General features: G+C 67.4%; 10 protein-coding genes and 1 other RNA gene. 7 read left to right on the top strand and 4 right to left on the bottom strand.

Annotated elements, in window-relative coordinates; all coding sequences use genetic code 11:
* The 5 genes from LZ017_RS17585 to LZ017_RS17565 all read left to right on the top strand — a co-directional run.
* On the top strand, positions 1 to 1,686 hold a 1,686-nt coding region (locus LZ017_RS17585), incomplete at its 5' end, for an Ig-like domain-containing protein (protein WP_241398196.1).
* Between the two features lie 35 nt (positions 1,687 to 1,721).
* On the top strand, positions 1,722 to 3,230 hold the full coding sequence (locus LZ017_RS17580) for a TolC family protein (protein ID WP_241398195.1): 1,509 nt from the start codon (positions 1,722 to 1,724) through the stop codon (positions 3,228 to 3,230).
* Positions 3,231 to 3,235: 5 nt separating this feature from the next.
* Complete coding sequence (locus tag LZ017_RS17575; protein ID WP_241398194.1) at positions 3,236 to 4,012, top strand: efflux RND transporter periplasmic adaptor subunit; 777 nt, start codon at positions 3,236 to 3,238, stop codon at positions 4,010 to 4,012.
* Positions 4,009 to 5,340, top strand: a complete 1,332-nt coding sequence (locus tag LZ017_RS17570; RefSeq protein ID WP_241398193.1) for an efflux RND transporter periplasmic adaptor subunit — start codon at positions 4,009 to 4,011, stop codon at positions 5,338 to 5,340. Before LZ017_RS17575 ends, LZ017_RS17570 begins: the two co-directional genes overlap by 4 nt.
* An 11-nt stretch (positions 5,341 to 5,351) precedes the next feature.
* Complete coding sequence (locus LZ017_RS17565; protein ID WP_241398192.1) at positions 5,352 to 7,454, top strand: site-2 protease family protein; 2,103 nt, start codon at positions 5,352 to 5,354, stop codon at positions 7,452 to 7,454.
* Positions 7,455 to 7,558: 104 nt separating this feature from the next.
* Here the strand turns inward: LZ017_RS17565 and ssrA are convergent.
* The 4 genes from ssrA to ompA form a co-directional block, all read right to left on the bottom strand.
* Positions 7,559 to 7,917: a transfer-messenger RNA gene (gene ssrA / locus LZ017_RS17560) on the bottom strand.
* A gap of 13 nt (positions 7,918 to 7,930) precedes the next feature.
* Positions 7,931 to 8,677, bottom strand: coding sequence for a phosphoglycolate phosphatase (gene gph / locus LZ017_RS17555; protein WP_241398191.1), 747 nt, complete (start codon positions 8,675 to 8,677; stop codon positions 7,931 to 7,933).
* Positions 8,674 to 9,375 carry a bifunctional 2-polyprenyl-6-hydroxyphenol methylase/3-demethylubiquinol 3-O-methyltransferase UbiG gene (ubiG, locus tag LZ017_RS17550; RefSeq protein ID WP_241398190.1) on the bottom strand — a complete coding sequence of 234 codons (702 nt, stop codon included), beginning with the start codon at positions 9,373 to 9,375 and terminating at the stop codon, positions 8,674 to 8,676. Before ubiG ends, gph begins: the two co-directional genes overlap by 4 nt.
* Before the next feature lie 107 nt (positions 9,376 to 9,482).
* Positions 9,483 to 10,127 (bottom strand): outer membrane protein OmpA, encoded by a 645-nt coding sequence (gene ompA / locus LZ017_RS17545; protein WP_241398189.1) that lies wholly within the window; start codon positions 10,125 to 10,127, stop codon positions 9,483 to 9,485.
* A gap of 264 nt (positions 10,128 to 10,391) precedes the next feature.
* Between ompA and gyrA the strand changes: the two genes are divergently transcribed.
* Both gyrA and LZ017_RS17535 read left to right on the top strand, forming a co-directional pair.
* The gene (gene gyrA / locus LZ017_RS17540; RefSeq protein WP_241398188.1) at positions 10,392 to 13,034 is read left to right on the top strand and encodes a DNA gyrase subunit A; all 2,643 of its coding nucleotides are present in this window, start codon (positions 10,392 to 10,394) and stop codon (positions 13,032 to 13,034) included.
* A 3-nt stretch (positions 13,035 to 13,037) separates the two neighbouring features.
* Positions 13,038 to 13,598, top strand: a complete 561-nt coding sequence (locus tag LZ017_RS17535) for a DUF2059 domain-containing protein (protein WP_241398187.1) — start codon at positions 13,038 to 13,040, stop codon at positions 13,596 to 13,598.
* Positions 13,599 to 13,635: the final 37 nt, after the last annotated feature.

The raw sequence follows: 13,635 nt of genomic DNA, 5'->3' as shown, positions 1-13,635 counted from the left end.
GGCGGCCTGAGCAGCAGCAATGGCGGCCTCACCTGGACCGCCACCCTCACGCCCACGGCCGGCGTCGAGTCGACCGCCAACCTCATCAGCCTGGACGGCAGCCGCTACACCGACCTGGCCGGCAACGCCGCCAGCGGCACGGCCCGCTCCGGCAACTACGCCATCGATGCGCGGAATCCCGACGTCAGCAGCCTGCAGCGGGCAGACGCCTCACCCAGCAATGCCAGCACCTTGCACTACACGCTGAAGTTCAGCGAGGCGGTCAACGGCCTTGATGCCGGTGACCTCTTGCTCAGCAGCAGCGGGACTGCCAGCGGCAGAGTGGCCTCGGTGATCCAGATTGACGCCAGCACCTACAGCGTGCTGATTGATCAAATCAGCGGCACCGGCAATCTGCAGCTGGCGCTCAAGGGCTCGGGCACCGGCATCAGCGACGCCGCCGGCAATCCGCTGGGCGCCGGCTTCAGCGGTGAGGCCTATGCGGTGGATCGCGACGCGCCCGGCGTGACTGCCGTCCATCTGCCGGCGGCCGGAACCTATGGCGCCGGAGCCGTGCTGGACTTCAGCCTGCGCCTGAGCGAGCCCGTCCAGGTCGACACCAGCCAGGGCACGCCCCGACTCGCGTTTATGCTGGAGAACGGCAGCACGGTCTACGCCGACTATCTGTCCAGCAGCGGTGATACCTTGAATTTCCGCTATGTGGTGCAAGACGGCCAGCGCGCGCCGGATGGCATCACGCTGGCCGGATTCGAGGCACGCGGCGCCGTGCTGCGAGACGCCGTGGGCAACGCCCTGCAAACCAGTTTGCCGGCCACCGATGGCCGCCAGATCGTGGTGAACGCGGTGGCTGCGCCGGTCCTGCCGCCAGAGCCCGCCCCAAGCCGGGTTCCGGCGCCGCCCGCCGGCCCGCTCACCCAGCCCATCGCGCCGCTGTACACCATCCCGACCGACAGCGGCGGCCAGATGGCCACGGGCGCCTCAGGCATCTATACCTACAGCCTGCCGCCGAGCAACCCGCTCATCAGCGTGGCCCCCAGGCCGACCCCGGCGCCCATGGCCAATCTGAGCGGCGGCGCGCCCGGCAACTCGGGCTTCAGCGCCGCGGCCTCTCCGGAAGTCCTTCGGGAACGTCCGCTTTACGAGAACAGCGTCAACCTGCTCACCACGGCCCCGCCGCCACGCACTCTGAGCGCGATGCCCGACCTGGGCAGCATGGCCGTCAACGCGGGCCAGCGCTTCAGCATCGCCCTGCCGGCCAATGCCTTCAGCATGCCCGACAGTGGCGCCCCCCTGGTGCTGAGCGCGCGCCTGGCCAATGGCCGCCCGCTGCCCGCCTGGCTCAGCTTCGACCCGACCACGGGCACGCTGAGTGGTCAGGTGCCTCCCGGTGTGAGCAGCGATCTCCTGATCGATGTGCAGGCCCGGGATGCCGACGGCAACGAGGTCAAGACGCAGCTGAAGCTGGACATCCAGTCCACGAAGGACCAGCGCTCGGAGATGTGGCTCATCCCCGATGCCGCCACGGCCGATCGTCCGTCCCAGCTCGCCGCGCCCGGCAAGCCCTCGCTCGCCGCCCAGTTCGACCAGTTTGGACGCCACGCTCGCCAGCAAGAGGCCGCACAGCTGCTGCATCACCTGCAGGAGCAGGCCAAGCAACACGACACCCGTCACGGCCAAGCCGCCTGACTTCACAGAACATCATCCGGATCAAGGAGACCGCGTTGAGAATCCACCGCCCGCGCCTCGCCCTTCGCCCCCTGGCTGCGCTGACCGCTGCCGGCCTGCTGGCAGGCTGTGCCATCCAACCCGTGCCCATCAGCCGCGAGGAAGCCAAGGCTGGCCTGGCCCAGCAGCGCAGCAGCATCTTTGCCGACCAGCCCGCCCTGGAGGGGCCGCTGACCCTGGAGGAAGCGGCCGCCCGCACCCTCAAGTACAACCTGGACCATCGCATCAAGCTGATGGAAGAGGCGCTGTCGCAACGCCAGCTGGGGCTGTCCAGCTTCGACCTGCTGCCCAAGCTGGTCGCCGATGCTGGCTATGCCTGGCGCAGCAACGAGCGTGCGGCGTCCTCGCGCGATCTGGCGACCGGCAAGCAGTCCCTCGTGCCCTCCATCTCCTCGGAGCGCGAGCATGACACCGCGGGGCTGACCCTGTCCTGGAACGTGCTGGACTTCGGCGTCAGCTATTACGGCGCCAAGCAGCAGGCTGACCGCGTGCTGGTGATGCAGGAGCGCCGCCGCAAGGTCATCCACCAGCTGATGCAGCAACTGCGCCAGGCCTACTGGCAGGCCGTTGGCGCCCAGCAGCTAGAGGCCAAGATCGTGCCGCTGCTGGAACTCAGCCGCAGTGCGCTGGCGGATTCGCGCCGCATCGAGCGCGAAAAGCTGCAGCCGCCGCTGGACAGCCTGAACTACCAGCGCCAGCTGCTGGATCTGGTGCGCCAGTTGGAGGCCATCCGCGATGAACTGGCCCAGGCCAAGCCGCGCCTGGCCGCGCTGATGAATGTGGCCCCTGGCCAGAACTTCAGCCTGGCCGCACCGGGTGCACTGAACCTGCCCCGCCTGCCCGTCGCCGTCGACGCCATGGAAGAAGCGGCGCTGCTGCAACGCCCGGAGCTGGTCGAGGCCAGCTACCAGGAGCGTATCGGCCTGCTGGAGACCAAACGCGCCCTCGCCCGCGTGCTGCCTGGCGTGAGCATCGATCTGGGGGCCAAGTACGACAACGACAGCTACCTGGTCCACAACAGCTGGGGCGACGTGGGCCTGCGCGTGAGCTGGAACCTGATCAACCTGCTGAGCTACGGCCAGATCCGCGACGCCGCGCAGGCCCAGTACGACATCGCCCGCCAGCAGCGCCTGGCCCTGAGCATGGCCGTGCTGACCCAGGTGCATGTGGCCTACCGCGACCTGCAGGGACGTCAACGTCAGTTCGAGCTGGCCGAGGACATGAACCAGGTCGATCAGAGCATCCTCAACCACACCCGCAATGCCACGAGCGCCAACGCGCAAGGCAAGCTGGTGGAGATTCGTGCCCAGGCCAGCGCCGTCATGTCCGAACTGCGCCTCTACCAAAGCTATGGCGCGCTGCAGAACGCCTATGGCCAGATGCTGCTGACCCTGGGGCTGGACCCCTTGCCCGACGCCCTGCCCTCGCATGATCTGCCCACTCTGCGCGCAGCTTTCGCCCAGCGCGAGCTCGAGTTGCAGGAGGCCGCCCGGAAAGCGCCCTGACCCTCATGAGCCTGCGTCCCCATGCATCGACCCTGGCCCTGCTGGCTGTCTTGAGCACCGGCCTGTGTGCCGCCCAGACCGCCAGCCAGGGCAGCAAGAACTTCGCCGAACCCGACCGCGACGGCCGCATCCGCACCCAGCTGAGTGCGCGCGAAACCGCCGTGGTGGCGGGTGAGTTGAACGCCAAGATCGCTCGCCTGCCACTCAAGGAGGGCGACAGCTTCAAGGCCGGCCAGACCCTGGTGGCCTTCGACTGCGCACTGTTCGAGGCCCAGTTGCACAAGGCGGAAGCCAGCAACGAAGCCGCGCGCAAGACCCTGGCGGTGAACCAGCGCCTGGCCGAACTCAACTCGGCCAGCCGGCTCGACGTCGAACAGGCCGAGGCGCGCGTCAAGGAAAGCGCGGCCGAGGCGGCCTACATGCGCGCCACGGTGAGCAAGTGCGTGATCGCCGCGCCCTTCTCGGGCAGGGTTGCCAAGCGCCTGGCGGCCAACTCGGAGTTCGCCACCCCGGGCCGCCCCCTGCTGGAAATCGTCGATGGCGGCCCGCCCGAGCTGCAACTGATCGTGCCTTCGCGCTGGCTGGCCCGCCTCAAGCCGGGCAGCCCCTTCACCGTCAGTGTGGACGAGCTCGGCCAGAGCTTTCCCGCCAAGGTGATACGCGTGGGTGCTCGCATCGACCCGGTCAGCCAGTCCGTCTCCATCACCGGGCAGATCAGCGGCAACCATCCAGCCCTGCAGCCCGGCATGAGCGGCTGGGCCACCTTCCCCGGCGCGCAGTGAGCGCCGATCCCGCCCTGCAGGCCTTGATGGGCCTGCTGCAGCAGGCCCGGCGAGCCCGCGAGGCGCCGGATCTCGAAGGCCTGGGCTTCGTCATCGTCAACGAGACCCTGAACCTGCTGCCCTACCGCCAGGCCGCGCTGTGGAGCGCGGCCGGTCTGGGCGCGGTGACGGCGGTTTCAGGCCTGCCCCAGGTCGACCCCAACGCGCCCTATCTCCAATGGCTGAACCGGCTCTGCCGGGCCCTGGCTTCCAGCCCCGGCATCACGCCGCTGGACGCCGGCAGCGCGCCAGCCGACAGCCAGGCCGAGTGGGCCGACTGGCTGCCGCCCCATGCCCTGTGGCTGCCGCTGAAAGCCCGCCAGGGTGAACTGGAGGGCGGCCTGCTGCTCGCGCGCGATCAGGCCTTCAACGAACATGAGCGTGCCCTGTTGGCGGAGCTGGCGGGCAGCTACGGTCATGCGCTGGCCGCCTTCCGGCCGCGCGAGCATGTCCTGTCCCGGCTTCAGTCCCTGCTCAAGCCCGGCCGCACCCAGCGCCGCGCGCTGCTGGGCCTGCTGCTGGTCAGCCTGGTACCGGTGCGCCTGAGCGTGCTGGCGCCGGCCGAGGTCAGCCCGCGCGAGCCCTTCCTGGTGCGGGCGCCACTGGACGGCATCATCGGCCGCTTCCATGTGCAGCCCGACCAGGCCGTGGAGGCCGGCAGCCCGCTCTTCGACCTGGACACCGCCGCCCTGCAAACCCGGCGCGCCGTGGCCCGGCGCGCGCACGACACCGCCCTGGAGGAATACCGGCAGTCCGCCCAACTGGCCGTCACCGACGACAAGGGCCGCCTCAAGATGGGGCAGGTGCGGGGAGAGCTGGAGCAGCGCGCGCTGGAACTGGAATATCTGTCCCAGCAGCTGGAGCGGGTGCAGGTGAAGGCCGAGCGCGCGGGAGTGGCGGTGTTCGGCGACGTGAACGACTGGCAGGGCAAGGCCGTGACCGTGGGCGAGAAGGTCCTGCTGTTGGCAAACCCCGGGCAAGTGGAACTGCTGGCGCGCATGCCGGCCGCCGAGCAGATCCAGCTGCAGGTGGGCCAGACGGTGAGCTTCTATCCCGATGCCAGCCCCACGGAGGCCTACGAGGCCCGCATCGTCCGCATGTCCTACAGCGCCGAGCCCACGGATCAAGGCGTGCTGGCCTATCGGGTGCGCGCCGAGTTCGTGGCCGGCCAGCCCCTGCCCCGCCTCGGCCTGCGCGGCACGGCGCGGCTCTCGGGGCGCTGGGTGCCCTTTGCCTATTACGCGCTGCGGCGCCCCATCGCGGCACTGCGCCAATGGGTGGGCTGGTGAGCGCCGGCACCATGTTGCCCGCACTGCGTCAGGACCTCAGCTTGCATCCCGGCCCCGCCGATGCCAGCGGGGCCCCCACGTGGACCCTGCACGATCCCGCCGCGCACCGTTTCTACGAAATCTCCTGGCCCGCCTTCGAACTGATTTCGCGCTGGTCCTTGGGCAGCGCCGAGGCGGTGCTGGATGCCGTGGCCCGCGAAACCACTTTGCGCCTGGGCCGGCAGGACCTGGACGCACTGCTGAACTTTCTGGCACAGCACCATCTGCTGCAGCCGCACAGCCCGGAGCACAGCGCCCGGCTGACACGCGCGGCCCAGGCCGGCCGCAGCAGCCACGCGATGTGGCTGCTCAAGCACTACCTGTTTTTCCGCGTGCCCTTGCTACGGCCCGAGCCCTTTCTGCGCGCCATCGCCCCTTACACGCAATGGCTGTTCCGGCCCGGATTCTGGTGGGCCGTGGCCGGCGCCGCCGTGCTGGGGCTGTTCCTGGTTTCGCGGCGCTGGGACGAGTTCACCCACACCTTTTCGGCCTACAGCACACTGGCCGGCTTGCTGGGGCTCGGCCTCGCGCTGAGCCTGGCCAAGCTGCTGCACGAGCTGGGACACGCCATCACGGCCCATCGCTACGGCTGCCGCGTGCCCACCATGGGCGTGGCCTTCCTGGTGATGTGGCCAGTGCTCTACACCGACACCAACGAGGCCTGGAAGCTCACCCGCCGCGAACAGCGCCTGCGCATCGCCTCGGCGGGCATGCTGGCGGAGCTGGCGCTGGCCGCCTGCGCCACCCTGGCTTGGACCTTCCTGCCCGAGGGACCGCTGCGGGCCGGCGCCTTCATGCTGGCCACCAGCAGCTGGCTCATCACCCTGGGCATCAACGCCAGCCCCTTCATGCGTTTCGACGGCTACTTCCTGCTGGCCGATGCGCTGAACATGCCCAATCTGCATGAGCGCGCCTTTGCCATGGGACGCTGGTGGCTGCGCGAGCAGCTCTATGGCTTTGACGATCCGGTGCCGGAAGTGCTGCCGCCGGCCCGGCGCCGCTTTCTCATCGCCTTCGCCTTCGCCACCTGGCTCTACCGGCTGGTGCTTTTCTTCGGCATTGCACTGTTGGTCTACCACCTGTTCTTCAAGGCTTTGGGCCTGCTGCTGCTGGCCGTGGAACTGGGCTGGTTCATCGCGCTGCCCATCTGGCGTGAGCTGCGCGTGTGGTGGCGCCGCCGCCCGGACGTGCACTGGAACCGTCGAACACGACGCAGCGCCGTGCTGCTCGCTGGCCTGCTGCTGTGGGTCGGCCTGCCCTGGCGCAGCGGCGTGCAGGCGCCGGCCGTGCTCAGCCACCGCGAGAACCAGGCGCTGTACGCGGTCGAGACGGCGCAGCAGCAAGGTCCCGCAGTGGCCGAGGGTGCGACGGTCAGCGAGGGCCAGGTTCTGCTGCGCCTGGCTTCGCCGGAGCTGGAGCAGCGCCTGCGCCTGGCGGAGCACCAGGAATCTCTGCTGCGCTGGCAGGTGGAGCAGCAGCCTCTGGACCAGCGCCTGCAGCAGGAAGGCCAGGCCCTGCACAGGCGCTGGCAGGCCGCCCGAGAGGAAGTGGCCGGACTGCAGCGCCAGCGCGAGCAGCTGGAGTTGCGCGCACCCTTTGCCGGCACGGTGGTCACCGCCCACCCCATGCTGGCCGACCAGGCCTGGTTCACGCGCGGGGAGAAGCTGTTCCAGATCGTCGGGCGGCCCGACAGCCTCAAGGTGGAAGCCTTTGTCAGCGAGGCGCAGGTGGCGGCGTTGCGCCAGCATCCAACCAACACATCGCGCTTCGTGGCCAATTTGCCGGAGTTCGGCAGCTTGCGCTGCGACGCGCTGCAGCTGGAATCGGTCAACCTGCGCAGCCTGCCTCAGCCCGCTCTGGCCAGCGTCTACGGCGGCCCCATCAGCAGCGTGCAGCAAGGCGGGGAACTGCGTCCCCTGACCGCCACCTACCGGGCGCGACTCACGCAATGCGAGCCACGGGCCCTGGGCAGCGAGCTGGTCGGACACGTGTGGCTGCAAGGAGAGTCACGCAGCCTGCTGGCCCAGGGATGGCAGCAGCTGTGGGCCTTGTGGCGCCGGGAAAGCGGCCTGTAGGCTGGTCGGCGATTCACGCCGCCAAAGAAAAAGGCCTAAGTGTTGAGTCCACTTAGGCCTTTCGGAGGTCTCGTGGCCGTCTGGGACGGCCCGAGAGCGTTGGATGGTGGAGCCGGCGGGAATTGAACCCGCGTCCGCAAGCCATCATCGGGCAGTTCTACATGCTTAGCTGTCTGATTTGATTCTTACGCCCCGGTCGCGCAGCAGCACGCTACCGTAGACGCCAGTCACTAGATCTCGTCCTGGGTCGTGTGACCCGGCTCAGGACCAGCCCATGAGAATGACCTCGCAGGTGTTGCCACCCCAGCCCATGGGCCGACTGTTGCGAGGCTCACCGGTATTAAGCGGCGAGGGCGAAACGTTCGTCGTTCGCAGTTAGTTTGTTCCAGTGGATTTACGAGCGAACTGGTGCTCGGCATGCCCTACTCCGACTCCGCACCCACGTCGAAACCAGGTCGGCCCCAGAGAGAGAAGTATTAGATTATGCCAGCTGCCGCGGTTTCAAGAGGCGAGTTGGCCTGCGGCATCAGAAATTCCTGGCTCAGCCAGTGCAGCAGTGCGGCGGGATCATCGACGATGCGGTCGGCGCCCCAGACTTCGATCGGCTCGCCCTCGCCCAGATAGCCCCAACGCACGGCCACGGTGCGCATGCCGGCGGCGCGGCCGGCGACGATGTCTCGGGCGTCGTCCCCCACATAAAGGCAATGTTCGGGCGCCACACCGACGCGTCGGGCGGCTTCCAGCAAAGGCTCGGGATGCGGCTTGGCATGCGCCGTCGTGTCGCCACCGACGACCGCCGCGGCCGCCGTCGCCCATCCCAGGCCCTGGGTGAGTGGGAAGGCGAAACGTTCCGACTTGTTGGTGACGATCCCCCATGGCAGCCCGCGCTCGACCAGCCCATCGAGCAGCCGGTCCACGCCATCGAAGGGCCGGGTTTCGCGCAGCAAACGCGCCTCGTAGCGGTCAAAGAACTCGGCCTTCAGGGCGGGAAACCGCTCATCCTGAGGCGATGCGCCGAATGCAATGCCCATCATGCCCCGCGCACCGGCCCCCACCATGGGGCGCAGCCGCTCAAGCGCCAGCGCGGGCAGACCGCGTGCCCGCAGCATGTCGTTGGTGGCACCGGCCAGGTCCGGGGCACTGTCCACCAGCGTACCGTCCAGGTCGAACAGTACCGCGCGCAGCGGAGCGCGCGCCTCGGCCGGCCGTGCCATGGCGCTCATGCAGGACGGCGCAGGGCCAGCAGGTAGTTCACGCCCGTGTCCATGCCCAGGCTGTAACGCTGGGTCAGCGGGTTGTAGGTCAGCCCCTTGGCGCTGTGCAGCTCCAGGCCGGCCTCGCGGGCCATGCGCGCCAGCTCGGAAGGACGGATGAAACGCGCATATTCATGGGTGCCGGCTGGCAGCAGCTTCAGCACGTACTCAGCGCCCACGATGGCAAACAGGAAACTCTTGAAACTGCGGTTCAGCGTGGACACGAAGACCCAGCCACCCGGCTTGACCAGTTGCCCCAACGCGCGCAGCACGGAAGCCGGGTCGGGAACGTGCTCCAGCATCTCCATGCAGGTGACCGCATCGAACGAAGCCGGCTGGCGCGCGGCAAGGTCCTCGACGGCGATTTCCTCATACTCGACCTTGTCCGTGCCAGCCTCCAGTGCATGCAGCTGGGCCACGCGCAGCGACTTGGTGGCCAGGTCCACGCCCAGCACCTGGGCGCCCTTGCGGGCCATCGCATCGGCGAGGATCCCGCCGCCGCAGCCCACATCCACCACCTTCAGCCCGGACAGGGGGCACAGGCCATTGATCCACTCCAGCCGCAGCGGATTGATCTGATGCAGCGGCTTGAATTCGCTTTCGGTATCCCACCAGCGGTGGGCCAGCTCGCTGAACTTCGCGAGCTCGTTGACATCGACATTTGCCATGGGGCGCAATGGTAGCCCAGCGTGTGCGCCGAGCATGAAAAAACCCGCAGGGCTTTCGCCTTGCGGGTTGATCGCAGCCGGGTGGAATCCACCCGGAACGCTCGCGATTACTTGACGGCGCGGGTGCCGACCACTTCGATTTCGACGCGGCGGTTCTTGGCGCGGCCTTCGGCGGTCTTATTGTCCGCCACGGGCTGCTTCTCGCCCTTGCCTTCGGTGTACACGCGGTTCTTTTCCAGACCCTTGCTCACCAGATAGGCCTTCACGGCCTCGGCGCGACGCACCGACAGCTTCTGGTTGTAGGCGTCCGTGCCCACGCTGTCGGTGTGGCCGACGGCGATGATCACTTCCAGGTTGATGCCGCCGGTCTTGGAGACCAGGTCATCCAGCTTGGCCTTGGCTTCGGGCTTCAGCACCGACTTGTCGAAGTCGAAGAAGGCGTCAGCAGCGTAGGTCACCTTCTCGCTGGTGGGCTTCGGAGGAGCCGAGGGAGCCGGAGGAGCCACCGGAGCGGGCGGGGGCGCGACCACCTTGGGGGCCTCGACCTTGGGTTCCGGCTTCAGGGCGCCGTCACAGTCCTTGGCCGCAGTGGCAGGGGTCCAGTTGGCATCGCGCCAGCACAGTTCGTTCGTGCCGTTCTTCCAGACGGTGCCGTCGGTCGCACGCCAGTTGTCCACGGTCTGGGCGAACACGCCCGAAGTGGCCACAGCGGCGACTGCGAAGAGCGACGCCACGCGGTTCAGTTTCTTCATGATTCTCCTCTCAAGGAAAGCCGCAGCTGCCCTGCGATATGTCCAATGAATGCCGGATTGCAAACCTTAGGAGTATGCCCGATATTAGGGTTTCTTCCTAGGGACGCACCGATTGTGCCATAGGGCAACGAGACGAACGCATTGTGGCGGCCCGGCGCGGTGAGTGCGACGAGGATGTTGCGCATGCACGACAAGGCCGAGGAACTAGAATCGCGCATTTCTGTCACATGACCTTGGGCCGCCTCGCGCGCCCACGTCCCGCGCATGACCCAGTTCGCCAAGGAAACCCTGCCGATCAGCCTCGAAGAGGAGATGCGCCGCTCGTATCTCGATTACGCGATGAGCGTGATCGTCGGACGCGCCCTCCCCGACGCCCGCGACGGCCTCAAGCCGGTGCACCGGCGCGTGCTGTTCGCGATGCACGAGTTGAACAACGACTGGAACAGACCCTACAAGAAGTCGGCCCGTATCGTCGGCGACGTCATCGGTAAGTACCACCCGCACGGCGACAGCGCGGTGTACGACACCATCGTGCGCATGGCCCAGGATTTCTCGTTGCGCCACATGCTGGTCGATGGCCAGGGCAATTTCGGCTCGGTCGACGGCGATAACGCGGCGGCGATGCGTTACACGGAAATCCGCCTGTCGAAAATCGCCCATGAAATGCTGGCCGATATCGACAAGGAAACCGTCGACTACGGACCCAACTACGACGGCAGCGAGAAAGAGCCGCTGGTATTGCCGACCCGGCTGCCCAACCTGCTGGTCAACGGATCGGCGGGCATCGCGGTGGGTATGGCCACCAACATTCCGCCGCACAACCTCAACGAGGTGGTTGACGCCTGTCTGCATGCGCTGAAGAACCCCGACTGCTCAATTGACGAGCTGATGGAGATCATTCCCGCGCCGGACTTCCCCACCGCGGGCATCATTTATGGCCTGTCGGGTGTGCGCGACGGCTATCGCACCGGCCGCGGCAAGGTCGTGATGCGCGCGAAAGTGCATTTCGAGGACATCGACCGCGGCCAGCGCCAGGCGATCATCGTTGACGAGATCCCCTACCAGGTCAACAAGAAGACGCTGCTGGAGCGCATCGCCGAGCTGGTGCACGAGAAGAAGATCGAAGGCATCAGCCACATCCAGGACGAGTCGGACAAGTCCGGGATGCGCGTTGTGATCGAGCTCAAGCGCGGCGAGGTGCCCGAGGTCGTGCTGAACAATCTGTACAAGCAGACCCAGCTGCAGGACAGCTTCGGCATCAACATGGTGGCGCTGGTCGACGGTCAGCCCAAGCTGTGCAATCTGAAGGACATGGTCACGGTCTTCCTGGAGCATCGCCGCGAGGTGGTGACCCGGCGTACCGTGTATGAGCTTCGCAAGGCTCGCGAGCGCGGCCATGTGTTGGAAGGCCTGGCAGTGGCCCTGGCCAACATCGACGAGTTCATCGCGATCATCAAGAACTCGCCGACGCCCCCCGTCGCCAAGGCCGAGCTGATGACGCGTTCCTGGGATTCGTCGCTGGTGCGCGAGATGCTGTCCCGCGCCGAGGCGGACACGCCCGGCGGCCGCAATGCCTACCGGCCCGAAGGGCTGGCGCCGCAGTACGGCATGCAGGCGGACGGGCTGTACCGCCTCTCCGAAGACCAGGCTGGCGAAATTCTGCAGATGCGCCTGCAGCGCCTGACCGGCCTGGAGCAGGACAAGATCGTCGGCGAGTACCGCGACGTGATGGCGCAGATCGCCGATCTGCTGGACATCCTCGCCAAGCCCGAGCGCGTGACCACCATCATCAGCGAAGAGCTGATCCAAGTGCGCCAGGAGTTCGGCCAGACCAAGCTCGGCGCGCGCCGCAGCGTGATCGAGCACAACGCGCAGGAACTGGGCACCGAGGACCTGATCACGCCCACCGACATGGTGGTGACGCTTTCACACACCGGTTACATCAAGAGCCAGGCGCTGAGCGAGTACCGCGCGCAGCGCCGCGGCGGGCGCGGCAAGCAGGCCACGGCCACCAAGGAAGACGACTGGATCGACCAGCTCTTCATCGCCAACACGCATGACTGGATGCTGTGCTTCAGCAACCGTGGCCGCGTCTATTGGCTCAAGGTCTGGGAGGTGCCGCAGGGCAGCCGCAATTCACGCGGCAAGCCCATCGTCAACATGTTCCCGCTGCAGCCGGAAGAGAAGATCAACGTCATCCTGCCGCTGACCGGCGAGTTCCGCAGCTTCCCGGAGGACCACTTCATCTTCATGGCCACCGCGCTGGGCACGGTGAAGAAGACCTCGCTGAAGGACTTCAGCAACCCGCGCAAGGCCGGCATCATCGCCGTCGACCTGGACGAGGGCGACTACCTGATCGGCGCGGCGCTGACCGACGGCAAGCACGACGTGATGCTGTTCAGCGATGGCGGCAAGGCGGTGCGCTTCGATGAGGACGATGTGCGTCCGATGGGCCGCCAGGCTCGCGGCGTGCGCGGCATGATGCTGGAACCCGACCAGCGCCTGATCGCGATGCTGGTGGCCGAGGACGAGACGCAGAGCGTGCTCACGGCCACCGAGAACGGCTATGGCAAGCGCACCTCCATCGTCGAGTACACCCGCCACGGCCGCGGCACCAAAGGCATGATCGCGATCCAGCAGAGCGAGCGCAACGGCAAGGTCGTCGCCGCGACCCTGGTGCGTCCGGAAGACGAGATCATGCTGATCACCGACACCGGCGTGCTGGTGCGCACGCGGGTTGCCGAGATCCGCGAGCTGGGTCGCGCCACCCAGGGCGTCACCCTGATCGCCCTGGACGAAGGGGCCAAGCTCTCGGGCCTGCAGCGCATCGTCGAGAACGATGCCAACGAGGCCTCCGAACTGCCCACCGACGAGGGCAGCGCCGACGACACGACCACGAAGGAATAAGCCTTGAAGCTCGCACCTCTTTTCGCCGCCCTGCTGATGGCGGCATCCGCAACGACGGCCCTGGCCCAGACCAAGAAGGAGCTCGCGGCCAAGGTGGTCCAGCTCCAGCAGGGCGGGATCGAGACCGTCGCACGCGGCATCCTGCAGCAACCCGTGGGCCAGCTGATGCAACGCGCCGGTCTGGCGCTGCAACAGCTGCCCGCCGACAAGCGTGAAGCGGCGGCCAAGGCGATCGACGCCGACGTGCGCCGCTTCCTCGATGAGAACGACAAGTTCCTGAAAGAGCGCGCCAACAAACTGGCTCCCGCGGTGCTGGGGCCGGTGCTGGAGGAGAAGTTCACCGAAGACGAACTGCGCCAGCTCGTGGCCTGGATCGAATCGCCGCTGAACCGGAAGTTCTCTCAGGTGGCACCGGAGATGCAGAAGGCCCTGGCCGAGAAGCTGCTCGCCGACGCGGGCAAGACCATGGACGAACGCTTCCTCGGCCTGCAGAACAACGTGGGCAAGCACCTGGGACTGACGCCGCCTCCGTCCGCCTCCAAGCCGGACAACGGCAAGAAGTAATCCCGCCCCTCCGCCCTGCCCTGCTGATCCGCCTCCG

The sequence above is a fragment of the Pelomonas sp. CA6 genome, assembly GCF_022549225.1.
Lineage (GTDB): Bacteria > Pseudomonadota > Gammaproteobacteria > Burkholderiales > Burkholderiaceae_C > Roseateles.
This window is presented reverse-complemented; position numbering and strand designations above follow the sequence as displayed.

Excerpts from the sequence above, each read along its gene's own strand:
- LZ017_RS17575 (WP_241398194.1), top strand. The coding sequence starts at position 3,236 with ATGAGCCTGCGTCCCCATGCATCGACCCTGGCCCTGCTGGCTGTCTTG.
- LZ017_RS17565 (WP_241398192.1), top strand. The coding sequence starts at position 5,352 with ATGTTGCCCGCACTGCGTCAGGACCTCAGCTTGCATCCCGGCCCCGCC.
- gph (WP_241398191.1), bottom strand. The coding sequence starts at position 8,677 with ATGAGCGCCATGGCACGGCCGGCCGAGGCGCGCGCTCCGCTGCGCGCG.
- ubiG (WP_241398190.1), bottom strand. The coding sequence starts at position 9,375 with ATGGCAAATGTCGATGTCAACGAGCTCGCGAAGTTCAGCGAGCTGGCC.
- ompA (WP_241398189.1), bottom strand. The coding sequence starts at position 10,127 with ATGAAGAAACTGAACCGCGTGGCGTCGCTCTTCGCAGTCGCCGCTGTG.
- gyrA (WP_241398188.1), top strand. The coding sequence starts at position 10,392 with ATGACCCAGTTCGCCAAGGAAACCCTGCCGATCAGCCTCGAAGAGGAG.